This window comes from Geomonas subterranea (genome assembly GCF_019063845.1).
Lineage (GTDB): Bacteria > Desulfobacterota > Desulfuromonadia > Geobacterales > Geobacteraceae > Geomonas > Geomonas subterranea.
Genome location: NZ_CP077683.1, coordinates 4,490,055 through 4,515,415, shown reverse-complemented (window position 1 = coordinate 4,515,415; position 25,361 = coordinate 4,490,055). Strand labels below are relative to the sequence as shown.

At 61.7% G+C, this 25,361-nt stretch carries 20 protein-coding genes, 1 pseudogene and 1 riboswitch; of the genes and pseudogenes, 6 read left to right on the top strand and 15 right to left on the bottom strand.

The window, feature by feature from the left end; translation table 11 throughout:
* Positions 1-54: 54 nt before the first annotated feature.
* From resB to alr, 8 genes and pseudogenes are all read right to left on the bottom strand, one after another.
* Positions 55-1,416, bottom strand: coding sequence for a cytochrome c biogenesis protein ResB (gene resB / locus KP001_RS19615; RefSeq protein ID WP_217287208.1), 1,362 nt, complete (start codon positions 1,414-1,416; stop codon positions 55-57).
* A 167-nt stretch (positions 1,417-1,583) separates the two neighbouring features.
* Positions 1,584-1,853: a cytochrome c3 family protein gene (locus tag KP001_RS19610; protein ID WP_217287207.1), complete on the bottom strand. Its 270-nt coding sequence runs from the start codon at positions 1,851-1,853 to the stop codon at positions 1,584-1,586.
* Positions 1,854-1,945: 92 nt separating this feature from the next.
* Positions 1,946-2,452, bottom strand: coding sequence for a 5-(carboxyamino)imidazole ribonucleotide mutase (gene purE / locus KP001_RS19605; protein ID WP_217287206.1), 507 nt, complete (start codon positions 2,450-2,452; stop codon positions 1,946-1,948).
* A gap of 249 nt (positions 2,453-2,701) precedes the next feature.
* Positions 2,702-3,968, bottom strand: a pseudogene (gene purD, locus KP001_RS19600) (phosphoribosylamine--glycine ligase).
* Between the two features lie 134 nt (positions 3,969-4,102).
* Positions 4,103-5,665, bottom strand: coding sequence for a bifunctional phosphoribosylaminoimidazolecarboxamide formyltransferase/IMP cyclohydrolase (gene purH / locus KP001_RS19595; RefSeq protein WP_217287205.1), 1,563 nt, complete (start codon positions 5,663-5,665; stop codon positions 4,103-4,105).
* 120 nt (positions 5,666-5,785) lie between these two features.
* Complete coding sequence (locus KP001_RS19590; RefSeq protein WP_217287204.1) at positions 5,786-7,039, bottom strand: ASKHA domain-containing protein; 1,254 nt, start codon at positions 7,037-7,039, stop codon at positions 5,786-5,788.
* Positions 7,026-8,057, bottom strand: coding sequence for a selenide, water dikinase SelD (gene selD, locus KP001_RS19585; RefSeq protein WP_217287203.1), 1,032 nt, complete (start codon positions 8,055-8,057; stop codon positions 7,026-7,028). The genes KP001_RS19590 and selD overlap by 14 nt, the downstream gene beginning before the upstream one ends.
* A gap of 244 nt (positions 8,058-8,301) precedes the next feature.
* Positions 8,302-9,441: an alanine racemase gene (gene alr, locus KP001_RS19580; protein ID WP_217287202.1), complete on the bottom strand. Its 1,140-nt coding sequence runs from the start codon at positions 9,439-9,441 to the stop codon at positions 8,302-8,304.
* Between the two features lie 151 nt (positions 9,442-9,592).
* Positions 9,593-9,694: riboswitch (TPP riboswitch) on the top strand.
* A 334-nt stretch (positions 9,695-10,028) separates the two neighbouring features.
* Here alr and thiD point away from each other — a divergent pair.
* Together thiD and thiC are read left to right on the top strand one after the other, a co-directional pair.
* The gene (gene thiD / locus KP001_RS19575; protein WP_217287201.1) at positions 10,029-11,483 is read left to right on the top strand and encodes a bifunctional hydroxymethylpyrimidine kinase/phosphomethylpyrimidine kinase; all 1,455 of its coding nucleotides are present in this window, start codon (positions 10,029-10,031) and stop codon (positions 11,481-11,483) included.
* A 189-nt stretch (positions 11,484-11,672) separates the two neighbouring features.
* Positions 11,673-12,986 carry a phosphomethylpyrimidine synthase ThiC gene (gene thiC / locus KP001_RS19570; protein ID WP_217287200.1) on the top strand — a complete coding sequence of 438 codons (1,314 nt, stop codon included), beginning with the start codon at positions 11,673-11,675 and terminating at the stop codon, positions 12,984-12,986.
* Between the two features lie 521 nt (positions 12,987-13,507).
* Here the strand turns inward: thiC and KP001_RS19565 are convergent.
* The 4 genes from KP001_RS19565 to KP001_RS19550 are packed head-to-tail and all read right to left on the bottom strand — an operon-like array spanning position 13,508 to position 17,565.
* Positions 13,508-14,962: a heavy metal sensor histidine kinase gene (locus KP001_RS19565; RefSeq protein WP_217287199.1), complete on the bottom strand. Its 1,455-nt coding sequence runs from the start codon at positions 14,960-14,962 to the stop codon at positions 13,508-13,510.
* Positions 14,955-15,632, bottom strand: a complete 678-nt coding sequence (locus tag KP001_RS19560) for a response regulator (RefSeq protein ID WP_217287198.1) — start codon at positions 15,630-15,632, stop codon at positions 14,955-14,957. The genes KP001_RS19565 and KP001_RS19560 overlap by 8 nt, the downstream gene beginning before the upstream one ends.
* Positions 15,633-15,669: 37 nt before the next feature.
* On the bottom strand, positions 15,670-16,023 hold the full coding sequence (locus KP001_RS19555) for a hypothetical protein (protein ID WP_217287197.1): 354 nt from the start codon (positions 16,021-16,023) through the stop codon (positions 15,670-15,672).
* A gap of 18 nt (positions 16,024-16,041) precedes the next feature.
* A complete protein-coding gene (locus KP001_RS19550; RefSeq protein WP_217287196.1) occupies positions 16,042-17,565 on the bottom strand; it encodes a B12-binding domain-containing radical SAM protein in 1,524 nt (507 codons plus the stop codon).
* A gap of 331 nt (positions 17,566-17,896) precedes the next feature.
* Between KP001_RS19550 and KP001_RS19545 the strand changes: the two genes are divergently transcribed.
* Entirely contained in the window at positions 17,897-19,378 is a 1,482-nt protein-coding gene (locus KP001_RS19545) for a LuxE/PaaK family acyltransferase (RefSeq protein WP_217287195.1), read from the top strand.
* Between the two features lie 230 nt (positions 19,379-19,608).
* Here KP001_RS19545 and KP001_RS19540 read toward each other — a convergent pair whose 3' ends face one another.
* From KP001_RS19540 to ccsA, 3 genes are all read right to left on the bottom strand, one after another.
* On the bottom strand, positions 19,609-20,943 hold the full coding sequence (locus tag KP001_RS19540) for a B12-binding domain-containing radical SAM protein (RefSeq protein ID WP_217287194.1): 1,335 nt from the start codon (positions 20,941-20,943) through the stop codon (positions 19,609-19,611).
* A 127-nt stretch (positions 20,944-21,070) separates the two neighbouring features.
* Positions 21,071-21,583, bottom strand: a complete 513-nt coding sequence (locus tag KP001_RS19535) for a hypothetical protein (protein ID WP_217287193.1) — start codon at positions 21,581-21,583, stop codon at positions 21,071-21,073.
* Positions 21,584-21,613: 30 nt separating this feature from the next.
* The gene (gene ccsA, locus KP001_RS19530) at positions 21,614-22,396 is read right to left on the bottom strand and encodes a cytochrome c biogenesis protein CcsA (RefSeq protein ID WP_224963375.1); all 783 of its coding nucleotides are present in this window, start codon (positions 22,394-22,396) and stop codon (positions 21,614-21,616) included.
* Positions 22,397-22,784: 388 nt separating this feature from the next.
* Here ccsA and KP001_RS19525 point away from each other — a divergent pair, with 388 nt between their 5' ends.
* From KP001_RS19525 to KP001_RS19515, 3 genes are read left to right on the top strand one after another with little or no spacing between them, the layout of a single operon-like run.
* A complete protein-coding gene (locus KP001_RS19525; RefSeq protein WP_217287191.1) occupies positions 22,785-23,495 on the top strand; it encodes a glycosyltransferase family 2 protein in 711 nt (236 codons plus the stop codon).
* Positions 23,496-23,539: 44 nt separating this feature from the next.
* The gene (locus tag KP001_RS19520; RefSeq protein WP_217287190.1) at positions 23,540-24,121 is read left to right on the top strand and encodes a hypothetical protein; all 582 of its coding nucleotides are present in this window, start codon (positions 23,540-23,542) and stop codon (positions 24,119-24,121) included.
* Positions 24,118-25,347: a phospholipid carrier-dependent glycosyltransferase gene (locus tag KP001_RS19515; RefSeq protein ID WP_217287189.1), complete on the top strand. Its 1,230-nt coding sequence runs from the start codon at positions 24,118-24,120 to the stop codon at positions 25,345-25,347. The genes KP001_RS19520 and KP001_RS19515 overlap by 4 nt, the downstream gene beginning before the upstream one ends.
* Positions 25,348-25,361 lie beyond the last annotated feature (14 nt).

The window sequence follows — 25,361 nt, the reverse complement described above, 5'->3', positions numbered from 1 at the left end:
CGGTCGTTCAGTTAGAGCGGCGATGGGGCTAGCCCCAGTTATGGTTGTTATCCTTTAAGCCTTGCCGATTTTCTCGACCAGGTCGTCAAAACAGATCTCAAAGCCTGCCGGGTTCTTGCTTGCGGAACCGCCCAGGGTGACCCCGGAATCGGTAACGCGCGCCCACACCCGCTTGTGGGACATGAAGAACGCCATGCAGATGCCAACCACCATCAGGAAGCAGCCGAACCATACCACCCAGACGCCCGGGTCGTGCGCCACCTGCAGACCGGTGTAGAACTTCTGGTCCATACCGTCGAAGGTGATCAGAAGGTCGCCGCCGTGCTGGGCGTTGAAGGACTCGTACTTCCCGGAGAGGACCACGAACGGCTGCGGGTTGCCGCCGGCCGGGGTGAACTCGACCTGCGCGCCCGGGCCGTCGAAGCCCCTCATGAAGGGACGGACGTCCATGGTCGCTTCCATGACGGAGAGGAAGGCGCCACCGGGCAGTGCGACGCGCTCGCCCTGTCGGGCGTCCAGACGGACCGGAGCGCCGCCTTTGCGGTCACGCACAGTGAGGTGGTAGAGCGAGCCCTCGTCCGACTGTCCGAAGCTGGACTGGTAGAAGGTGATCCCCTTGTAGGTGAGCGGGTCGTTGACGATGATCGGGCGGCTCTGGAAGCCCGGCACCGGCTTGCCGTTCTCCACCACGGTGAGGATGCTCTTGAATTCCTTGGGCGCGCCGGTGTCGTAATAGGCAACGGAGAACTTCTCGCAACGGACCTCGAAGCCGAGCGGGATCATCTTGCCGCTCTGGGTCTGCACCTGGGAAACGCCGCCCCCCTCGGGGATGTTGGTGTAGGCCTTGTAGCCGAAGAAGGAGCCGATGAGGGCTCCGATAAAGATGACGATGATGGAGAGGTGCACCACGTACACGCCGAGACGGCACCAGGGGCTCTTCTGGGCGAAGAGGTGGTACTCGCCGTTGCTCTCGGTGATCACCGGGGCGGCGAACTCGGCGCGGAGGAACGCCTCCATGCGCGTCTTGAGCTCCTCCTTGGAACCCTTGAGCTTCAGGTCCTTCACGGTGGCCAGCGACTTCTCGAAGTTGTCGTCCATCACCAGCACCGGCTCGGAAACCACCTTCCAGACGCGCGGCAGCCTCTTGATGGAGCAGCAGATCAGGTTCAGGGTGAGCAGGTACAGAAGGAGGATGAACCACCAGGAGTGGTACATGTCGAAGAAGCCGAGGGCGCTGTAGAGCCGGATCTTGGTCTCGGACAGCGTCGCCAGGTATTCACGCTGCGGCCCCTGCTGGATAACCGTGCCGATGATCGATACCAGCGCCAGGCCGATCAGCAGGAAAATGGAAAGTTTCAAGGAACAGAAAAAATCCCAAACCTCTTGTGCAAATCCTCGTTTGTTCGTCGTAGTCAAGGCCGTCTCCCGGTAAGGTTATGTGCAGCTGTCATAGCAGGTTTGCCATTATAGACAAATTGTCAATAAGCGCAAAACAAAAATTACGAATACACAAGGGAACAAAAAAAAGGGGTAACAGGCGAACCCGTTACCCCTAAGACTGCAATTTGATTCCCTATGGGAGATTACTTCTTGTGGCAGTCACCACATTTGGTCGGGCCGCCTTTGGCAGCGTGGCACTCTTTGCAAGCCTTGCCGTGGGCTGCTTCCTTGTTGATGGCGATCTTGGCCGGAGCGCCGTCACCGTGGCACACCTTGCACTCGTTCTTGCCCTGGTGAGCCTTGTGATTGAAGGTGACGTTGCCGTTCTTAGCCGGGTAAACGACGGAGTCAGCGGCCATTGCGGTAACGGCAAGGGCGAGGGTCAGAGCTACTGCAGCGAAAATCTTCTTCATGAGTGTTCCCTCCATTATTTTTGGATCTGAAAACGGGCCGAAGGTATACAAACCAGGCCTCATTGTCAAGCAAAATCACCGCATAAGCGGCATCAGCCCTGCCTCGCAGCCTGCAGGGCGGCGTCCTTTTGCTCCACCTCTTCAGCCATCTGCGCCTTGTAGGCGATGAACTTCGCCCTCAGGTCGGGATTGGCCAGGGAGAGCATCTGCACCGCGAGGAGCCCGGCGTTTTTGGCCCCCGCCTTGCCGATGGCCATGGTGGCGACCGGCATTCCGCCGGGCATCTGCACCATGGCGTAGAGGGCGTCTACGCCGTTGAGCGCCCCCCCCGGCATGGGGACGGCGATGACCGGCAGCGGCGTCTCGGCGGCGACCACGCCGGCCAGGTGCGCGGCCATGCCGGCTGCTGCGATGATGACCTGGATGCCCCGCCCTTCAGCCTCGCGGGTGAGTTTGGAGGTCTTGGCGGGCGAGCGGTGTGCCGAGGAAACGTGCATGTCGTAGGGGACACCGAAAGCGGTAAGAACCCTGGCCGTCTCCTCCATGGTGGTCAGGTCGGAGTCGCTTCCCATCAGAATCAAAACGGTCGGATTGGACATGAAAATTCTCCTTAAAAAAAGATAAAACCATTAGCCACGGAGAAAATCTGAGGAAATCCGAGAACGGCAAAAACGAACCAATTAGCCACGGTGCACATCTGAGGAAATCTGAGACAACCACTGCTTTTGGTTTTAAACCCAAAGGCTTTGGGTCTCTCGGACCTGCTTGTATTTTCCCGGCGGCAATTGCTTTAGGTTTTCTCCGAAGTTCTCCGATTTTCTCCGTGGCTAATGGTTTGGGGTTTGGATTTAGCGGTTCATCGCCTTGGCGCCGATGTCTTTCCTGTGGTGCATGCCGGGCCAGGTGATGAGCTTCACGCCGCTGTAGGCGCGGTCGATGGCTTCCTTCACGGTGGCGCCGAGCGCCGTGACCCCGAGGACACGGCCGCCGTTGGTCACGATGGCGTCGCCGCTGGCCTTGGTGCCGGCGTGGAACACCACCAGGTCCTCGACCTTGCCCGCCTCTGCGAGCCCCTCGATGACGTCGCCCTTGCGGTAGTCCGCGGGATACCCCTCCGCCGCAAGCACCACGCAGACCGCGGCCTTGTCGTGCTTCCGGATCTCGACCCCTTCCAGGCTGCCGGAGGCGACCGCCAGGAGGATGGGGACGATGTCGGACTTCATGCGCATCAAAAGCGGCTGGCATTCCGGATCACCGAAGCGCGCGTTGAACTCGAGGGTCTTCACGGAATCGCCGTCGATCATGAGGCCCGCGTAGAGAACACCCTGGTACCGGCGCCCTTCCGCCCTCATGCCGTCCACTGTGCGGCGCATCACTTCCGCCATGGCCTTTTCGTGGATCGGGGGGGTGACCACCGGGGCCGGAGAGTAGGCACCCATGCCGCCGGTGTTGGGGCCCTTGTCGCCGTCGTACACGGCCTTGTGATCCTGGGCGGAGGCAAGCGGGATGATGCGCTCGCCGTCGGTGAAGGCGAGGAAGGATGCCTCCTCCCCTTTCAGGAACTCTTCGATGACCACGCGGGAACCCGCGGCGCCGAAGGCGTTGCCGGAAAGCATGTCGGTGACGGCGGCCACCGCCTCGTCACGGGTCTGGGCGATGATCACCCCTTTGCCCGCGGCCAGGCCGTCGGCCTTGATCACGATGGGAATCCCGGTCTTATCGATGAAGTCGATGGCGGCCGGCACCTCGGTAAAGACGCCGTACGCCGCAGTCGGGACGTTGTACTTCTGCATCAGGTCCTTCGAGAACGCTTTCGACGCCTCGATGATGGCGGCGTTTTTGCGGGCGCCGAAGGCCTTCAGGCCGTTCTCCTCGAAGAGGTCGACGAGCCCCAGGGAAAGTGGGAGTTCCGGGCCGACCACGGTCAGCTCCACCCCTTCCTTCCTGGCGAAATCGAGGAGCCCCTGGAGGTTGTCCACGGGTCCACGTTTTCACCAGCGCCGCCGTACCCGGGTTGCCCGGTGCGCAGAACACCTTGGTGACCAGCGGGGACTGGGCGATCTTCCAGACCAGCGCGTGCTCGCGCCCGCCGCTGCCTACTACCAATACCTTCATACAAATCTCCTTAAACAATTAGCCACGGAGAACTTCTGAGAAAATCTGAGAAAACCACTTCTTTTGGTTTTAAACCTAAAGCTTTGGTTCTCTCAGACGTGCTCCGATTTTCTCCGTGGCTAACGGTTCGTTTTTTAGTGCCTGAAGTGCCTCATCCCGGTGAAGACCATGGCGATGTTGTGTTCGTCGGCGGCGGCGATAACTTCGGCGTCGCGCATGGAGCCGCCCGGCTGGATCACGGCGGTGACGCCGACGCTGGCGGCGTTGTCCAGACCGTCACGGAACGGGAAGAAGGCGTCGGAGGCCATGACGGCGCCCTGGACCGGGATCCCGGCGTGCTCGGCCTTGATGGCGGCGATGCGGGCCGAGTTGACGCGGCTCATCTGGCCGGCGCCTACGCCGACGGTGGAGTTGCTGCGGCCGTAGACGATGGCGTTGGATTTCACGAACTTGGCGACGCGCCAGGTGAAGAGGAGGTCCTCCATTTCCTGGTCGGTCGGTGCGCGTTTGGTCACCACCTTGAGTTCGCTGAAGAGCTCGAGGTCGGCGTCCTGCACCAGCATGCCGCCGTTCACGCGTTTGAAGTCATAGCGCGCCGCGGGCTGCTCGGGCCAGAAGCCGCACTCCATGAGGCGGACGTTCTTCTTGGCGGCGACGATCTCGCTGGCGGCCTCGGTGACCTTGGGAGCGATGATCACCTCGACGAACTGGCGCTCAACGATGGCGCGCGCGGTGGACTCGTCGAGCTCGCGGTTAAAGGCGATGATCCCCCCGAAGGCGGACTCGGGGTCGGTCTTGTAGGCGAGGTCGTAGGCTTCCATGATGTTGCCGGCAACCGCGACGCCGCAGGGATTGGCGTGCTTCACGATGACGCAGGCGGGCTGGTCGAACTGCTTCACGCACTCGAGTGCCGCGTCGGTGTCGCCGATGTTGTTGTAGGAGAGCTCCTTCCCCTGGATCTGGCGGGCGGTGGAGATGGATGCCTCCTTGCCCCCCTTCTCGACGTAAAATGCGCCGGACTGGTGCGGGTTCTCGCCGTAGCGCATCCCCTGGGCCAGCTGGTACTGCAGCGTCAGGGTGTCCGGGTACTTGGCGACGCCTTCGCCGGTGCGGGCGCCCAGCCAGTTGGAGATGGCGCCGTCGTAAGCCGCGGTATGCTGGTACACCTTGACGGCGAGGCGGAAGTTGGTCTCACGGGAGACGCTGCCGCCGCTGGCCTTCATCTCGTCCAGCACCAGCTGGTAGTCGACGTGGTCGACGATGACGGTTACGTCGCGGTTGTTCTTGGCGGCGGAGCGGAGCATGGTCGGGCCGCCGATGTCGATGTTCTCGATGGCGTCTTCCATGGTGCAGTCTTCCTTGGCCACGGTCGCCTCGAACGGGTAGAGGTTGACCACCACCATGTCGATCGGCTCGATGCCGTGCTCCTGCATCTTGGCCACGTGCGCCGGGTTCTCCCTCATGCCGAGGATGCCGCCGTGCACCTTCGGGTGCAGCGTCTTGACCCTGCCGTCCAGCATCTCGGGGAAACCGGTGAACTCGGAGACGTCCTTCACCGGGATGCCTGCCTCACGCAGCAGCTTCGCGGTGCCGCCGGTGGAGAGGATCTCCACGCCGTAGCCAGCCAACGTCCGCGAAAATTCCACCACTCCAGTCTTCTCCGACACGCTTACCAGCGCGCGCCCAATCTTTGCCATTGCTCGCTCCTTTTTTAGAACCAAAATTACCACGGAGAAAATCGGAGGAAGTCCGAGTAAACCTTCAGAAGCGGTTCAGGCTTGCTCAGATGTCCTCAGATTTTCTCCGTGGCTAAAGTGTTAGGGTTTCGGGAAATCTATATGCGCCAGGAAGTGCTTTTCGAAGAGCGGTGTGCCGGAAAGGGGGATGACACGGACCTGTTGGGCCAGGGCCTCCATCTGTTCGCGGCCGTCCTCGGTGAGCAGTACACGCTCCACGCCGGCCAACGCCCCCTCCTTGATAAATCCGGTGATTCTTACCATTTTTTCGTTGAAAATTCCAACCTTTTTTAGCACATCCGGCGACAGCACGGCCCCGAAGGAACCGGTCAGCACCACCCGTGCAACATCGTCCTGCGTGAGGTTCGCCTTCTCCAGCAGGATCTCCATGCCACCGCGCATCGCCCCCTTGGCGAGTTGCAGCGCCCGGATGTCCTCCTGGTCGAGGTAGACGAGGCCTTTCGCGTCCCGGTGCAGCACGAAGGCGGGGACTCCGTTCACCTCCTGCACCCGGGTCCCCAGGTTGGAATCGATCTCTACAGCGGGAACGAGGCGACCGGTCGGCTCGACGATCCCTTCTTCCAGGAGGGCGGCCACCGTTTCCAGGACACCCGACCCGCAGATGCCGCGCGGCGGGGCGCCGGCGATGGTGGTTAAAAGTAGCCTGTCCCCTTTTATTTGGACGGCGCTCACGGCACCGGGGAGAGCGGCCATGCCGCACTTAAGGTTGCCCCCTTCGAAGGCGGGACCGGCGGCGGCCGAGGTGGCGAGGTAACGCTCGCCGTCAAAAAGGGCGATCTCGGCGTTGGTCCCGACGTCCAGAAAGAGGGTCCCGGCTGTGGGCGTCTCTGTCATGCCGAAGAGAAAGGCGAGCAGGTCGCCGCCGACGAAACCGCCCGGAAGCGGCAAGAGGTAGCAAGGATACGCACGGCTCCAGCCTAGATCAAGGGTGGTTGTTACTTTTCCTGCGGAAAAGAGGGGACGAAACGGGGGATGGGCCAGCGACTCGACCGGCAGGGCCAGGGCGATGGTTTCCATGGACGGGTTGCCGGCGATCGCCACCTGCGCGAGATCCGCCGGCGACGCCCCTGCCCGGTCCAACAGCTCGCCGGTCATGCGTTCCATCTCGGCGGACAGGGCGGCCTGCATGGCGCGTAAGGTTTCGGGATCCCCCCCGGCGGTGAGGCGGGCCAGTACGTCGGATCCCCAGCGACGCTGGGGGTTCATGGCGCCGGTCACGGCCAGGCGCGTTCCGGTGGCCGGTTCGACAAGCGACGCGGCTATGGTGGTGGTACCGAGGTCGAAAGCGGCCGCGAGCCCCTTAGACGAAGACAAGGGCGCTTCCCCCAACGGCTTCGACCTCGCCGATCGCTACGGCGAAGAGGCCGGACTGACCGGCGCGGGCAAGGAATTCACGGGCGTTGTCGGGGGCGAAAGAGATGAGGAGACCGCCGGAGGTCTGCGGGTCGAAGAGCGGCAGCAAGGCCTCGCCGCCGGAGCCGGTCACGTGGGATTCGTAATGGTGGCGGTTGCGATAGCAGCCGGCCGGGACCATGCCGTCGTGGATGAGCGCGGGGACGCCGGCCATGACCGGAACGCGGGCAAGCTCGATGCGGAAGGTGACCCTGGCGCCAAGCGCCATCTCGCAGGCGTGGCCGATGAAACCAAAGCCGGTGACATCGGTGGCGGCAGTGGCGTCGCAGGCGACCATCAACTCGCAGGCTTTGGCGTTGAGGGTCGTCATCCAGCCGGTTGCTTCCGTCGCCAGGGCGTCGTCGATCATCTCGGCCTTGATGGCGGTCGAGACGATGCCGGTCCCGAGCGGCTTGGTAAGAACAAGGATGTCGCCGGGGCGGGCGGTGCAGTTTCTCACGATGCGGGAGGGATCGATGAGGCCGGTCACCGCCATGCCGAACTTCAGCTCGTCGTCCTCGACCGTGTGTCCCCCGACCAGGCAGGCACCCGCCTCCTTCAAAGCGTCGGCACCGCCGGCGAGGATGGCGGCGAGCACAGCGGTGGGAAGCGAACAGGCCGGGAAGAAGGCGAGGTTCATCGCCGTCACCGGTTTTCCGCCCATGGCGTAAACGTCGGAGAGGGCGTTGGCCGCGGCGATACGGCCGAAGGTGAACGGGTCGTCGACCAGCGGCGTGATGATGTCGGTGGTCTCCACGAGGGCGAGGCTCTCCCCTATGCGGTAGATCCCCGCATCCTCGGCGCCCTCAACACCCACGATGAGGTTGGGGTCGTCCGAGCGGGTTATGTCGCGGATGGCATCCTCCAGGCCCGCCGGGCCCAGCTTGGCAGCTCAACCCGCCGCCTGCACCATCGTCGTGAGCCGTACTTTATCAGACATAAAGACCCCTAAAACCTGAAATTCAAAACCCTTTAGCCACGGAGAAAATCTGAGGAAATCTGAGAAAGGCAAAACCGAGTGCAAATACTAAAGCCTTTCACAAGGAGACAATCTGAGGACATCTGAGAACTGCACTTCAAGAGAGAACCAAAAACTTTAGGGGTAAACCAAAAGCTTGTTGGTTTTCTCAGATGTTCTCAGATTTTCTCCGTGGCCAATGGTTTCAGCTTCAGCTGCTCGTGTTCTACCCGATGTACACCCTGCGTACGCGGCGGGTGGCGATGCCGCACATGATCTCGTAGGGGATGGTGCCGGCTTTCTCGGCCAACTCCTCGGCGCTGATGCGGTCACCCATGGGGTCGGGGCCCAGGAGGGTCACGTCGTCCCCCACGGCAACGCCCTCGATGTCGGTCACGTCCAGCATGATCCAGTCCATGCAGACGGTGCCGGCGACCCGGGCCCGCTTGCCGCGGATCAAGGCCTCCCCCTTGTTGGTGAGACTGCGGCAATAACCGTCGGCATACCCCACGGGAACGCTGGCGATGAGCGCGCGCTTGTCGGCGATGTAGCGCCTGCCGTAGCTGATGCTGGTCCCCGGTTCCACCCACTTGAGCATCGCCACCCGGCTCTTCAGTTTCATGACGGGCAAAGAAGCCTGCTCGTCCGCGAAATCCCGGGAAGGGGCGGCGCCGTAGAGGATAATCCCCGGCCGCACCAGGTTGCAAAAGGGTAGATCGGCCGCGAGGATGGCGGCGCTGTTGGCGACATGGACGTAGGCGGGATTGAACCCCTGGCGGCGGGCCTCGGTGACGGCGGCGTTGAAGCGTTGGGCCTGCAGTTTGGTGAAGGCGAGGCCGTCCGGGTCGAGTTCGTCGGCGCTGGCGAAGTGGGAGAAGATCCCTTCCATTTCGAGGTTCTTGAACTGCTTCAACTGCTCGAGGAATTCGGGCACCTTGTCCCAAGTGACGCCCAGGCGCCCCATGCCGGTGTCCACCTTCAGGTGGATCTTCGCCTTGCGGTAGCACTTGATCTCCAGGGCGGCCCGGTCGAGCGCCGCGGCCTGTTCCAGCGAGTAGAGCGCAGTGGAGATGTTGAGGCCGATGCAGCGCCGCTCCTCGCCGGGATAAATGCCCCCCAGGATCAGCACCGGGCGATAGATGCCGCTCATGCGCAGTTGCACCCCCTCCGCGAGGAAGGCAACGGCGAAGGCGTCCACCCCGAGCTTCTCCAGTTCCTCGGAGACGTACTGGAAACCATGGCCGTAGGCGTCGGCCTTGACCACGGCAAGAATGCCGCATCCTTCGGGCACAGTCTTCTTCACCAGACCGAAGTTGTGCCTGAGTGCGGCGAGATCTATCTCAACAACCGTAGGACGACTGTCCATCTCTAAATCCCGTATCGGTATATCTGAATGAAATCAGGCCGGGACGTCCCGGCCACAGATTTTTCTACCACTTTAGCCCAGGAGTGTAAAGGCAAAAACCCGAAAGCGGTTGACTTTGCAAGAGGATTCCATTATGTTTACGGCCTCAGCAAAAGCCAGCTAGGGGAGTTCGCCAGAACTGAGACAGGTCGATCCTGAACCCTTTGAACCTGATCCGGGTCGTACCGGCGTAGGGAAGCGGCGCGTACTCCGACCTTTTTATCCAGGAGCCGTGACCTCTCGTCGCGGCTTTTACTTTTTAAAACCTAAAAAACCATTAGCCACGGAGAAAATCTGAGGAAATCTGAGAACGGCACATCTTTGATGTAACAACAAGACGTGCCTTTGCCCAACGATTTGGCTTGTGGTCCCTGAAAAGTCTTCTTGGTTTTCTCAGAAGTTCTCAGATTTTCTCCGTGGCTAATGGTTTTGTTGTTACGGTTTGGCTTGTGGTACCCGAAAAGTTTTCCTGGTTTTCTCAGAAGTTCTCAGATTTTCTCCGTGGCTGATGGTTTTGTTTTTACGGTTTGGCTGTAAAGGGGTGAGACGTGTTGAAACTCGTGGTGGACCATAGCGGGAAAGAGCGGCGCGTAGCGGGACTGTACCTGATCACGGACCAGGGCGAACGCCTGGTGCCGAGGGTGCGGGAGGCGCTCGGGAGCGGCGGGGTCGCCCTGCTGCAGTACCGCGACAAGCTGCGCACTTTCGAGGAGCGCCTCGCGCTGGGAAGCGACCTGAAACACCTCTGCGCCGAATTCCAGGTCCAGTTCATCGTCAACGACGACCTGGAACTCGCGCTCGCCCTTGACGCCGACGGGCTGCACCTCGGGCAGGAGGACGGGGACGCCGCGGCGGCCCGCGCCGCACTTGGCCCCAAGAAGCTGATCGGCATCTCGACCCACTCGCTCGAAGAGGCGCTGGCGGCCCAGGAGGCCGGCGCCGACTACATCGGTTTCGGCTCCCTCTACCCCACCGAAAGCAAGAATGTCGAACACCTCCAGAGCCCTGAGGCGCTGGCCCTTGTGAGGGAAAAGGTGCAGATTCCCATCGTCGCCATCGGGGGCATCACCAGGGACAACGCCTGCCCTGTCATCGACGCCGGCGCGGACGCCATAGCGGTCATTTCCGCCGTCCTCTCATCCCGCTCTCCCGGCCTCGCGGCGACGGAGCTCTCCCTCTTGTTCAACCGCGGCATGATGCAACCGCGCGGCTCGGTGCTGACCATCGCCGGCAGCGACTCCGGCGGCGGAGCCGGCATCCAGGCGGACCTGAAGACCATCACCCTCCTCGGAAGCTACGGGGCCTCGGCGATCACCGCCCTCACCGCCCAGAACACCCGGGGCGTCACCGGCATCCACCCATCCCCCCCGGCTTTCCTCGCGGAACAGATCGACGCGGTACTGTCGGACATCCCCATTGACGTCGTGAAGATCGGAATGCTCTGCTCGCCGGAGAACGCGGAGATCGTGGCGGACAAGCTGACCGCTTACGAGATGAGGATGGTCGTGCTCGACCCGGTGATGAGCGCCAAGGGGGGCGTCGCGCTCCTCGAGGACGAGGCTCTCTCCGTGCTGAAGAAGAGGCTGGTGCCGTCCAGTTACCTGGTCACCCCCAACATTCCCGAGGCCGAGGCGCTCACCGGTCTCACCATCACCGACAGTGCCGGGATGGAACTGGCCGCCCGCGCGCTGCACCTCATGGGCGCAAGGCACGTGCTGGTCAAGGGGGGACACCTGACCGAAGGGGTGGTGACCGACATCCTGTTCGACGGCAGCGGCTTCACCCGTTTCAGTGCTCCCCGCGTCCTCACCCGCAACACCCACGGCACCGGCTGCACCCTGGCCTCCGCCATCGCGAGCTACCTTGCCCAAGGGGAGCCGCTGCCGAGCGCCATACTGAGGGCGAAGCTGTTCGTTACCCGCGCCATCAAGTTTTCCCAGCCGCTGGGGAGGGGGCACGGCCCGGTTAACCATTTCCTGGCGGCACGGGAGCAGGGAGAATAGCCAACCGGCTGCCGGCGCCACCCCCACCCGGCCTTGGGCTACCCTCTTCCGAAAGGCACGGCAGACACAGCAAAAAGGCGGGCGAATGATTATTCGCCCCTACGGTAGGTTCGTTTGTAGGGGCAAATAATCATTTGCCCTCGATTCAAATATTTCATCGCGCAGGAACCGGCCATAAAAGGAGCAACCATGACCCAGCTGGAATACGCCCGCAAGGGGATCATCACCGACAAGATGAAGACGGCGGCACTCGCCGAGGGGGTCGACCCCGAGTTCATCCGCGCCGGGATCGCCGCCGGGAACATCATCATCTGCCATAACAACAAGCACGTGAACGGCACCCCCCTTGCCGTGGGGAAGGGGTTGAGGACCAAGGTGAACGCCAACATCGGCAGCTCCGCCGACGACCTCAACATCGACAAGGAGCTGGAGAAGGCGCGCGTTGCCGTCGCCAGCGGCGCCGACGCCATCATGGACCTCTCCACCGGCGGTCCGGTCGACGAGATCCGCCGCGCCGTGATCGCCGAGACACCGGCCTGCATCGGCACCGTGCCGCTGTACCAGGCCGCGCTCGACGCGGTGAGAAAACACAATAAGGCGATCGTCGAGATGACCGTGGAAGACATCTTCCAGGGGGTGATCAAGCACGCCGAGGACGGCGTCGACTTCATCACGGTCCACTGCGGGGTGACCCGTGCCACCGTGGAGCGGATGCGCAAGGAAGGGCGCATCATGGACGTGGTATCCCGCGGCGGCGCCTTCACCATCGAGTGGATGGCGCATAACAACGCGGACAACCCGCTTTATGAGCACTTCGACCGTCTGCTCGAGATCACCAAGGCCTACGACATGACCCTGTCGCTTGGCGACGGTTTCCGCCCCGGCTGCCTGGCCGACGCCACCGACCGGGCCCAGATCCACGAGTTGATCATCCTGGGCGAGCTCACCCAGCGCGCGCAGGAGTACGGCGTGCAGGTGATGATCGAAGGTCCCGGTCATATGCCGCTGAACCAGATCGAGGCCAACATCCTCTTGCAGAAGAGGCTTTGCCATGGCGCTCCCTTCTACGTGCTGGGGCCGCTGGTCACCGACATCGCCCCGGGCTACGACCACATCACCTCCGCCATCGGCGGAACCATTGCCGCCGCCGCCGGCGCCGACTTCCTCTGCTACGTGACCCCCTCCGAGCACCTGAAGCTCCCAAGCGTCGAGGACGTCCGTGAAGGGGTCATGGCCTCGCGCATCGCCGCCCATGCCGCCGACATCGTCAAGGGTGTGAAGGGGGCCATCGAGAAGGACAACCAGATGGCGCGCTGCAGGAAGAAACTGGACTGGGAAGGGCAGTTCGCCCTGGCCATCGACCCGGTCAAGGCCCGTCGCCTGCGCGACGAGTCCGGCGTCGCCGATCACGGCGCCTGCACCATGTGTGGTGAGTTCTGCGCCTACAAGGTCATGGACGACGCCACCGAGCGCGAGCGCGCCAACGCCTCCGCCTGCGCGTAGCAACGCCAGGACTGTCGAACCACCTGTAGGGGCGAATAATCATTCGCCCCCCTCATTCCACGACAAAGCCGCTGCCCCCTCGAAAGGGACAGCGGCTTTTGTTTTTGAAAACCTTCAACGCAAAGGCGAAGAGAGAGAGAGAGAGAGAGAGAGAGAGAGAAACACACAAAGAATCAGGGGGGACAAAATCCCTGCTGTTCTTTGCGGCTTCGCGGCTCTGCCTTTAAAGGCCGTTGTTAACGCAAAGCCGCAAAGGCGCAAAGTTAAGAACAACAAGTGGGGGATAACAAAACCATTACTGGTTCCGGTTTTCCATTATGGTTCCGGTTTTCCATTATGGTTCCGGTTTCCTTTGCGGCCTTGCGTCTTTGCGTTAAAAAAAGCTTTTCGCCACCCAAGTCAAACGGCGGAGCTTTTCGGCGATTACACGCAAAATGGCAATGTCTTAGCACTAAAAAATTTGACGCAAACTAACCTGAGACGATTGGCTTCGGCAGGGTCGCGGCGCGGCGCCAGGCGAATCACCCTTCCGCCGCGGGCGCGGATTTCAAGGAGGGGTGCTGCGGGAAATGCAAGGTGATGGTGGTCCCGTGCCCGGGCCGGCTCCAGGCGGAGACGTCGCCGTTGTGCATCTCCATGATCGCTTTCACTATGGCGAGGCCAAGGCCGGTGCCACTGTGATGCGAGCCCGACTTCACGCGGTAAAACCGGTCAAAAAGAAAGGGGAGATGCTCGGAGTAGATGCCACAGCCGGTGTCGGCCACGGCGATGTCGACCTCCCCGTTGCCTCCGCTGGAGGCGGAAATGGTAACCTCCCCTCCGGCCGGGGTGTAGGTGAGGGCGTTGCTGATCAGGTTGCTGAGGGCGCGACGGAACAGGGTCCGGTCCCCCCAAAAGGTGGCGTCGACGCGGTGTACAAGGGAAACCCCCGCTGCACGCGCTTCTTCCAAGAAGTAGTCGATCACCTCCTCGACCTCGGTTCTCGCGTCCAGTTTCTCGAACAGCAGGTCGTTCTTCTCGTTGTCTGCCCGTGCCAGAAAGAGCAGCTTGTCGATCACCGCCGCCAGCCGCTCGTACTCGGTGAGGCTGGAGGAGATGATCTCCTGGTACTCCTGCGGGCTCCGCTCATGAGCAAGGGCGATTTCGGCCGACAGCATCAGGTTGTTGATCGGGGTGCGCAGTTCGTGGGCGAGGTTGCCGGAGTAGTGCGAAAGCCTCTGGAAGGAATCCTCCAGCCGGGCCATCATGCCGTTCACCGACTCTATGACGGGGTGCATCTCAACGGGGAAGCCGGCCGCGTCAAGCCTGGTGTTGAGCCGGCTGCCGGTGATGGTCTTGATCGAGCCGCTGATCTCATCCAGGGGCTTGAGCCCGCGTCTGACCACGACATAGGAACTGGGGATCGCGAAGAGGAAGGCGCCGAAACCAAAGAGAACGAGATAGGTCCGGTAGACTCTGATCAGCTGGTCATGTTCGGTCAGGTCTATCCCTATCTGCAGACGCCATCCCCCGGCCTCGGATATGGGATCGGTAAGCTTCACGCTCCTTAGCAGATAGTTGCCGCCGTTGTGACTGTATCTCTTTGCCCTGGTGTCGCCCGGGGAGGGAAAGATAGAGCCAGGCAGCACGGCTCTCATGGTGGGGCAATCCACGACGACTTTCCCGTTCCGGTCCACGATGCGCATCAGGATGCAGTTGGTGCCGGCATCCTCCCCCCGCTCTTCCGCATCCATCATCTGTTTGAGGGCGTTGAGACCTGCAGGGCTTCCAACCAGCGCGCGGACCGAGGTTATCTCCGCCTGCAACTGCTCGCCACCGGAATCGTGGATATGCTGGACCAGCTTGAAGTACAGGAGCAGGGCGCACATCGTGAAGCCGATCACGATGGAAACGATGTACAAAACGGCCAGGTTGTGGGCAATCGACCGGACCCGGCGCCCCGCGGTTTCCTCCGGGGAGGAGGGAGTGTCACTCATAGCGGTCCTCGAGCACGTAACCGACCCCGCGCACCGTGTGGATCAGCTTCTTCTCGAAGGGACCGTCCACCTTGGCCCGCAACCCTGCCAGCTTCACGTCCACGATCTTCAGGTTGGCGTCCAAACCGAGGTTCCAGACCGCTTCCGCGATGCGCAGGCGCGTCTGCACCTCTCCGGCGCGGCGGCTCAGCATGGAGAGGAGCGCGAATTCCTTGGGGGTCAGCTCCAGGTGCTTCCCGGCACGGGTCGCCTTGCGCGCGAAGAAGTTCACCGTCAGGTCCGCCACCTGCACCTCGTCCTGCTGCAGCACCTGCCCCCGGCGCAAAAGCGCCTGGATCCGGGCACAGAGTTCGCCGAAGGAGAACGGCTTGACCAGGTAGTCGTCGGCCCCGGACTGCAGGCCGCAGATCCGGTCGTGCACCTCGTCGCGCGCGGTGAGCATGATCACGGGCGTGCTCTTGCCCGCTTGGCGCAACCTCTTAACAACCTCAAACCCGTCGATCCCCGGGAGCATGAGGTCGAGGATCATCAGGTCGTAATCCTTCTCCTTGGCCATGGCGAGCCCGCGCAGGCCATCCGCGGCTACGTCGGAGTTGATGCTGACCTCAGCCAGCCCTTTCCGCAGCTGTTCCGCGGTTTTTTCCGAATCTTCAACGATCAGGAAATTCATAAAAAACACCCTTTCCTGAGGTTAACCGGCCGGGCGCTCAACTAAACGCCGTGCGGTACCCCCAATAGCTCCCCCCGCCTATGACCGCGAAGAGGACCACGTGCTTTATCACCAGCATCTTGCGCCTGGTCCGCTCGGTCTCGGCGCCGTAGAAGTTGTCCACGTAGGTGAAGCTGCGGACCCCGCCGGTGGCGAAGATGACCACCGCCGCCCCGATGCTGTTCCAAAAGAAAAACCGCTCAATCTGGTTGAGCGTCCCGGCGAGTTGCTGCGCCTCTAGCCTGAAGCCGTGCAACAGGTGGATGGCGATCAGGGCGGAGAGCCAGTACCCCGTCATGAAATCGTGGATGAAGCCGTTTAATACCACGGCGACCTTTTTAACTTTCTCCATGTAGCTCCTCCGGCCGCGTCAGGGGATCGGCGCGAAGGTGTGAGGGTGCGACTGCGCGTCATCCTGTCCGTGCTGCATCCCCTTCACGCTCCTGACCAGCGCCTGCACCTCGGGCGGCATCTCCCCACCCTGCTTCATCATCGCCCGCATCTGGCCGGCCAGGTACGAGTTGTTGATCAGGATGTCGAACACCGCCAGCATGAACTCCTGCTTCCACGGCGAGAGCTGGTGCAGGTTCTGGAACTTGTGCATGAAGAACTTCTGGCTTGCCTTGCCCAGCTCGCGCTCCAGCGCCTCCAACGTCATGTTCTTGGGCTTGATCACCGGCTCGACCAGGTTGTACTTGCGGTAGTCGGTGGTCGCCACGTACTGCTCAAGCTCGGGGTAGAGCTCGGCGTAGGGCCAGGGGGCGATGGCGAGGAAGAAGGCCATGTCCGGGTTGTAGTGCTTGGCGAGTTCGATGGTCCTCGCGATGCTCTCCGGCGTGTCGTCCGGCATCCCCAGGACGAACGAGGTCTCCGAGACGATGTCCGCGTTGTTGATGATGTCGATGGCGGCCTTGGACTGCTCCACCTTGGTGTTCTTGTTGAAGAGGTCCAGGGTTTCCTGGTCCCCCGCCTCGACGCCGACGTAGATGTGCTCCACCCCCGCCTCGCGGTACTTGTCCATGATGTCCGCGTCACGCAGGACGTCATCCACCCGCGTTTCCATGAGGAGCTTGACGCCCACCTTGCGCTCGATCATCAGGTCCAGGATGCGCACCCAGCGCTCCCGGTCGAAGGTCGGGATCTCGTCGGAGAGCATGGCGACCTCGACGCCGTAGCTGTCGCGCAGAAGCTCGAGCTCGGCAACGAAGTTCTCCGCGCTCCTCGCGCGCCAGGAGCGCTCCCAGAAGAGCTGCTGTGAGCAGAAGGAGCACTTCTCCATGCAGCCGCGCGACGAGGAGACGATGGCGAGACGTGCGTTGTTCTTGGCGCGGTAGCGGTAGATGGGCCACTCCACCAGGTCCCACGCCATGGGAAGGGAGTCGAGATCCTGGATCGGAGCTGCCTTGGGTGTCGAGACCACGGCGCCGTCGCGCCAGAAGGAGAGCCCCGGCACGGCGGCGGGATCGCCGCCGGCGTTCAGACAGTCAAGGAGCTTGACCAGTGTCACCTCCCCCTCGCCGCGCACCACGAAGTCGACCGTGTCATGCTCGGCCTTCAGGATCTCGTCGTAGCAGAAGGTGGCGTGCACGTTGCCGTGAACTGTGACCACCTGGGGGTTGATCTTCTTGGCAAGCGAAGTCAGCTCCAGGGCGTGCGCGATGGAGGCGGTGAATGAGGTGGTGGCGACCACGTCGGGAGCGAAGGCGCGCAGGCGCTCCTCGATCTCGGGCCACTTGTGCCACAGGCTCATGGCGTCGTAGTAGTCGACCTCGTACCCCGCGGCACGCAGCGAGCCGGCGATATAGACGAAGCCGACGTTAAGCCAGGTCCCCGCCGATTCGACGACACCCGAGTGATACGGCGGCGTGACCAAGGCTACTCTTTTTATGCTCATAACCCATCCCTTGTTTATGTGAAGCTTGTAATTCAAAAAACTAATGTACTTATTATCTCATTACAATATGCCATAGGTCGAAGAAAAATGAAAATGAAAAGGCCAAAACTGCATTCCTTTAATACACTTGTTACTAAATCGGAACCAACAACAACGGGGTATTTCCTTGAGGCGCAGTTAGAGACGCCATTTCTGCTTAAAAAATACACAGAAGTCCAGTTCAAAAAAGGAAATTTGCCTAACTAATAGTCACAATTATAGTCTTGACTGCTATACAACCAATCGTTAGTATAGTGAAAATCGCCAGCAGTCCCTTTTAAAGGAGTTTTCCATGTCCGAAACACAGAGCCTGAGCCATCGTCTCACCGACGAAATCGTCGCCATCATCGAAGCCGGCGTGGACGCCGAGCTCAGCGAGGAGAGGTTCAACGACTACTGTATGCAGCTCTTCGACCTGCAGTACAACAGCAACGCCATCTTCCGCGAGTTCTGTGACCTGAAGAAGGTCCGCCCCGGCGACATCAGCCGCTGGCAGGACGTCCCCATGGTCTACAACGACGTGTTCAAGACCCACCTGGTGGCCTCGTTCCCGCTGGAGCAGTCGGTGATGGCCTGCCTGACCGGCGGCACCACGAGCCTCACCCAGCGCGGCCGCATCTTCCGCGACGAGGACGGCAAACGGCTGGTCTTCGGCGCCAACAAGATGATGACCAACTCCTTCCTGTTCCCGGACTTCGAAGAAGGGAAGCGCTGCCGCATCCTGATCCTGGCCCCGAGCCCCGAGATGGCCCCGTCCATGGGGATGGCGATCGGCATGGACCAGACCCGCCAGGCCTTCGGCACACCGGACAGCATGTTTCTTCTCGGCAAGACCGGCATCGACGTGAAGAACCTTTTGAAGGCGCTGCGCGAGTCCGAGGCGAGCGGCGTCCCGGTGGCGCTCATCGGTGCTACCGCCGCCTACGTCTACTTCTTCCAGGCCTGCCGCCGCAAGAAGATCACCTTCAAGCTCCCCGCCGGTAGTCGCGTCTGCGACGGCGGCGGCTACCGCGGCCGCTTCGGCGTCGTCACCCGCGACGACTATTACAACATGGTCGACGAGATCCTCGGCGTGCCGCGCCACTTCTGCGTCAACGTGTTGGGCGAGGCGGAGACCGCCACCAACCTCTTCGACGACGCGCTGCGCCGCCACATCAAGGGGCTTCCCGAGAAGAAGCTGGCCCGCCCGGTGCCGCCGTGGTCCCGCGTGCTGGCCATGAACATCGACGACCTCTCCCCGCTTCCCGACGGCGAGGTGGGGCTTCTCGCCCACTGGGACCTGGCCAACGTCCCCACGGTGCTGGCCGTCATCACCGACAACCTGGGCTATACCACCGACAACGGCAGGAGCTGCGAAATGGTCGGGCGCGCGAAGATCGAGAACGGCAAGGTCTCGCCGCTTCCCGATGAGGAGCGCACCATGGGCCCCATGGGGGACTCCGCCATCTTCCGCATGCTGGAGACCTACACCAACTTCTCCATCGACCTGAAGATGCGTCTGGCCAAGGATCCCAAGGTGGCCCCGAGCGTGCGCGAGGAGATCGAGGCAAGGCCCGGTTCCGTCGCCTCCTGCCCGCAGGTGGTGGACGAGATCCTCGTCTCGCAGGCGGACAAGGAAGCCGCCGAACTGCGTGACCGGTCGCTCGGCGCCTTCCGTGACCAGACCGAGCGTCCGCTGGACTGGTACGCCGAGGAGGCCGGCAAGCAGAAGCTGGTGGATCACCCGGCCGGGCTCAAGTCGGAGAAACCGGCAACGGAGAAAGCGCCGAAGTAGCTTAAATCAAATACAGCAACATGAGCCCCCGCCGGCACCGAAGGTGCCACGGGGGCTTTTTTTAGCTGATCGTACTCTCCTGCTAATCCCTCTCCCTATGGGAGAGGGTGCCCGAAGGGCGGGTGAGGGAGGTGTTTGCACGCAGCCCCCTCACCCTAACCATCTCCCAGAGGGAGAGGGGATTGCAGGCGTCAGTGGCGGAGGGCTCATTGCGCCTCCCCCCATTTCCCCTACCTCTGCCTCTTAGCCCGCACCGATTCCCGGTTCGCCTTCCACTGCTCGAAGGCGATCTTCACGCCCTTTCTGACCGGCAGCTGCGACATGAGCGACAGGATGTGCGCGTAGGGGAAGCCGGCCATGGGGACCTTCATCATGTGCCGCAGCACCCTGGGGAGGCTCAACTGCTCCAGCAGGCTGATGTAGAAATGCTCCTCGCGGAGCTCCGGCGTCATCATCGGATCGGGATGGTCGAACAGCGCGTAGGAGCCGTTGTAGTACTCCCACCCCAGATCCTTGTAGATGTACGGCTCGTACTCGCGGGAGAGCACCGTCCCCGGGTAGGGGACCACCAGCGACGGGTGCATGGAAACGCCCAGCCGGTCCGCCACCTCGATGGCACGCTTGAAGTCGTCGAAGGTGTCCTCGCGCGACCCCAGCATGTAGAAGAGCGAGACGTCGATGCCGTGGTCCTTGAGCGTCCTCACTGCGCGCTCGCGGTCCACCCCGATCTTGCCGTTGGCCTTGTACGCCTTGAGGCTGTGCTCCGAGATGGCGTCCCACCCCACCCAGACCGACAAAAGCCCGCTCTCACGCGCGGCGTTCAGCATGCGCGACCCTTCCGGCGCCAGCACGGGCCCCAGGCTCCCGAAGGCCATGTACTTCTTGGGGCTTCCTTTGAGCGCGGTGAAGAGCTCGATGGCGCGCGTGGTCTCGCTGGACCACCAGATGTTCTCGTCCCCGATCTCGTACATCTTCTCGGGGATCGCCGCCACGTCGCGCACCACGTCCTCGATGGGGCGGAAGCGGATCTTGGCGCCGAAGAAGGGCTTCACCGAGCAGAAGGTGCAGTTGAAGGGGCATCCGCGGGAGGTGTTGACGATGCGGAACTGGTGGTTGTTCTTGAGCATGCCGTAGAGCGGCGTCGGCATCCCGGTGAGCTCCAGTTGCTCCCCCTTGTAGAAGGACTGCAGCGTCCCGGCGCGGAAGTCCTTCAAGACCTGCGGCCAGCAGCTCTCCGCCTCGCCGATGACGACGGCGTCGCCGTGCCCCTTGGCCTCCTCGGGCATGGCCGAGGCGTGCATGCCTCCAAAGACCACCTTGATGCCGCGCTCCCGCAGCGAATCCGCGATGTTATAACCGGAAACGGCGGTCGGGGTCAGGATGCTGATGGCGGCCAGGTCGCACTCGACGCTTTTGTAGGCGTCGGGGGTGGCGCTGCCGCTGATCAGCTGGATCTCGATGGAGGGGTCCGCCTGGCGGGTCAGCGCCGCCAGGTATTCCAGGATGGGAGGTGCAACCGGTGTCCAGCCGAAGGGAAGCGGCGGAAAGATGATGCAAAGTTTCATGTATTACCTTGGCTTGCGTTGCCCCGCCGGGATTACAAAGGGGTTACAAAGGGGACAGGCTGGTTTTCGGGAAGAAAATCCCGGAGAAAAAGTAGCCTGTCCCCTTTTATTCCCTTTTATTGCCCTTCTATAAGTCGAGCTTCTTGTTGGCGTAGATGGCGTCCACCACCCCTTTGATGTTGGGGATGGGATATGCCGTGGTCTTGCCGTCCTTGGTCTGCACGGTCTTCGACGCCATGACGATGCCGTATTCACCGGTGGGGTAGATGACGAATTTCAGCACCACCCCCTTCTCGGCGATCCCGGCCCGGCGCCCCTTGAAATCGAACCACCCGGTCGGGCTGGAGCCGCGGAAGTCGACGTAGAAGTTCCCGGCCGTGCCCCTGGTCTCGTACCAGTGTTTCTCCTTGAAGTACCCGTACTTCTCGAAGGCGTCGCCGATCTTCACGTTGGGGTGTCCCGGCAGGGTGGCATCCTTGATGACTTCCGCCATCGGCCTGGCGGGACCGAGGCCGGCCGTGCCGCCACCATGCGGGCTGATCATGGACGGCCGGTTCATCATCACTTCCGGGGACGGCGACGCGTAGGCGCCCGAAAAGGAAACGACTGCCAGTAAAGCGAGAACAAGCATGATGCGCATACGGTGAATCTCCTACGAAAGAACTTGAAATCAGTGCTGGATCCTGAAACCCGCGTGGAAGGTTTCCACGCCGAAGGGAATACCCCAATAGCTGACGATCATCACCACGACGGCGATCAGCGAGTACCAGGCGAGCCTGGTGCCGCGCCAGCCGAAGGTGACCCGCAGATGGAGATAGATCCCGTAAATGAGCCAGGAGATGAGCGACCACACCTCGACCGGATCCCAGTTCCAGTAGTTCCCCTTGACGGTATTGGACCAGTAGGCGCCGGAGATGATCATGAGGCCGTACATGATGAAGCCGCCGGCCACGAAGCGGTAGGAGAGCCGGTCGATGGTTGCCAGCTCCGGCAGCTTCGCCGCGAGCCCCGCGTCGTTTCTCTCCTTGAAGAGGTACAAAAAGCCCATGCCGGCCGCGAGGAGCACCGACGCGAAGCCGATGGTGGCGCCGGTGATGTGCACCCAGATCCAGCCGCTTTGCAGGGCGGGGGCGATGGTGGCGGCGACCTCCTTCAGCAGCGTACCGGCCCACCCCAGAAGAACGAACGCCACCGGCATGACCAGCGCGCCCAGCGGGAGCACCTTCTTGATGGTGAATTCGGAAATGAGGAAGATGAGGACGGTCATGAACACGCCCAGGCTGAGCGACTCGGAGATGGAGATGAACGGAGTAACACCCGCCCCGGAGGCCGCCCAGCGCATGGCGATCGCCACCACGTGAGGGATGAAACCGGCCAGGGCGCTGAAGAGGCCGGCGCGGAACAGCTTGTCATAGTTCGCGATGAAACCGAAGATGTAACAGAATGTGCTCAAGCCATACAGTCCAACCGCAGTCCAGAAAAACAAGAGTTCGGCTTTCATCCATTCACCTCCAGAAGTAGGTTTCCGACATGGCTGCCCCCTCGGGCTGCAGCGCCGGACCACCCATTAAAACATGCACAGTCCCGCCCTGTCAAACCTTATACGTCCCGCACTGTTCCAGCTTTCTCACACAGTGCGCTCCGGCTGCTAGTGGGGCCATAAGCGGACCTGAGAGAAGCAGGCCCTGCGTCACACAATATCTTAACGTAACGACATCCTGCGCCTTGACGAAATAGTTGTGTTCATTCATATTGTGGCAACGCTCCACGAGGCGGTTTTGCCTGTGGTGAGTCGCCTCCAGTCAAAAATTCAACTTCCGACCAAGGACAGGTTCAATTCCATGCCCGGCAAAGACATCGCACCCATGCGGACGCTCTCCGTCATCGTTCCCGTGTACAACGAGGCGGCGTACATAGCCCGGGTGCTGGAACACGTGAAGCAGTGCGGCTATCCCTGCCAGATCATCGTGGTCGACGACGGCTCAACCGACGCTACCGCAGACAGGCTCCTTGCCGTGGAAGGCATCACTATCCTCAGGCATGACCGGAACCGGGGCAAGGGAGCCGCCATTCGCACCGCCCTCCCGAAGGTCCAGGGGGACGTGGTCCTGATCCAGGACGCCGACCTCGAATATGACCCGCGCGATTACCGGGAGCTTCTGCAACCGATCCTGGAGGGGAAGGCCGACGTGGTCTACGGCTCCCGCTTCGCCGGGGGAGGTCCGCATCGCGTCCTCTTCTTCTGGCACATGCTGGGCAACACGCTGCTCACCTTTTTCTCCAACATGCTGACCAACCTGAACCTGACCGACATGGAGACCGGCTACAAGGTCTTCACCGCTGAGGTGGCGCAAAGGCTGGTCCTCAAGGAGAACCGTTTCGGCTTCGAGCCCGAAGTCACCGCGCGCGTTGCCCGCATGGACCTGCGCATCTACGAGGTCGGCATTTCCTACTCCGGCAGGAAATATGCCGAGGGCAAGAAGATCAACTGGAAGGATGGCATTTCGGCTCTGCGCTGCATCATCAAATACAACCTGTTCGACCGGACCTGACTGCCGTTTCTATGCCACCTCAAACCACTCCCGGGATCGCAACCATGTACCGACACAAAACAGCCTGGTCACTGGCGGCTACCGCCTTGTTTATCGCAGTCATCGCAGTCGGAAACGATCACGGCAACCGTCACAGGCACTTCTCGCCGGGAAGAGAAACGGTAACCGTCGACTCCCCCGAAAAGGCCTACGATGTATGGCGGCGCAAAGGGGTCAAGGGGAGGACACTGGTTCTTTTCGACCGCTACCCGCACATGCACGGGCGCTTCAATTACCAGGGCGAACCGCGACTGGAACGGTCCAACCTGGTCGAGTACTCCATATTCCAGAATGTCATCCGCAAGCTTTATTTCATCGTCCCGGATGAAAACTGGAAGGACTTCCTGCAACAACCAACGACCAAGGTCATAAAGCCCATTGCGGGGCTGGAGAGGGGGGTCTCGCTGTATGACCTGAACGGCCTGCCGATGATCGGGACCACGCCCTCGTCGCTGCCGCATCTCCCCGAACAGGTGCTGGTCTACATCAACGGCGACGTGTTCGACGCCAAACAGGCACAGGATCTGCTCACCCGCAAAGGCATCTCCAGCGACATCACCGTCATCTACCAGGGCAACCGCCAATGAAGAGAAACGAGATAATCATTATCTGCCTGCTGTTCCTGCTCGCCTTCGGCCTGAGGTTCTACGAGATATCCTATCCCGACTTCAAATGGGGCGATGAGATGGCCCACGTCCCCGCCGGAACCAACTACTGGCTGAACGGCCAGTTCGAGCCCGACAACTGGGAGCACCCGCCGCTGCGCCACATCCTCATGTACGGTTTCCTGCAGCTTTTCGGCGACAACCCGTACGGGTGGCGCATGAGGAACATCCTGTTCGGAGCGGCCGCCTGCGTGCTCACCTACCTCTTCGCGCGCAACGTGAGCGGGGGGAGAAAAGCCGCGCTGCTGGCGGGGGTCTTGCTGGCCACCGATCCCCTGCACATCGTCATGTCCCGCTACACCTTCGAGGAGATCTACGGCGGGGCCTTTTTCCTGGCGGCGATCGTGCTCTATCAAAGACACGCCGGGCGAAGCTGGCTCATCGCGGCGAGCGCCTTTTTCATGGGATGCGCCCTGGCCACCAAGTGGTACTACGTCCCCTGTTGGCTGCTGATCTACCTGTTGCTTCTGAGAGATAACCGGAACTATCGCAGCGTGGGGACCGCGTTCTTCATCACGGCTACCTATCTCTTCATTCCGGCGAGCGTGTTCATCGGTTCCTACTACTTCTGGTTCATGCGCGGTTACACTTTCAGCGAGTTTCTCCAGTTCATACAGGACGCCTATTTTTCGCTGCAGACCTACCGGCCGGAGAGCTACAACCCGGAGATGGTTTTCCTGAGTCACACCTCCGCACTGGAATGGTTCATCCGCTCCGTCACCGTCGGCCAGGGGACCTTCATCGGTGCCGACCGCGGCGAGTTCATCCTCTACATGAACAGCCTGCCGGTCTGGATCGCCACCCTGCCGGCCATGGTCTTTCTCGCGGTCCTGGCGCAGCGCCGAAAATCACTCGAGCTCGGCCTGCCGGTGCTGCTGTTTCTAGGGACCTACTCCCTCTTCGTCGGGGTCAAGCGTCCCACCTTCATCTACTCCGCGGTCCCGCTGCTCCCCTTCGCCTTCACCGCCATAGGCTGCCTGGTGACAGAGGTGACCGGGCGGGTCAACGCCCGTCTATACCACCTGGTCCTGGTGACGATGCTGGCCTGGAACCTTTACCTCTATCCGCTGGCGACGGCGAAAAATGTGCCGGTCGCACCCTACCAGTACCTGCTCGACGACTCCGACGCGAAACTGTTCCGGCAGTAGACCGGGGCCGCCCG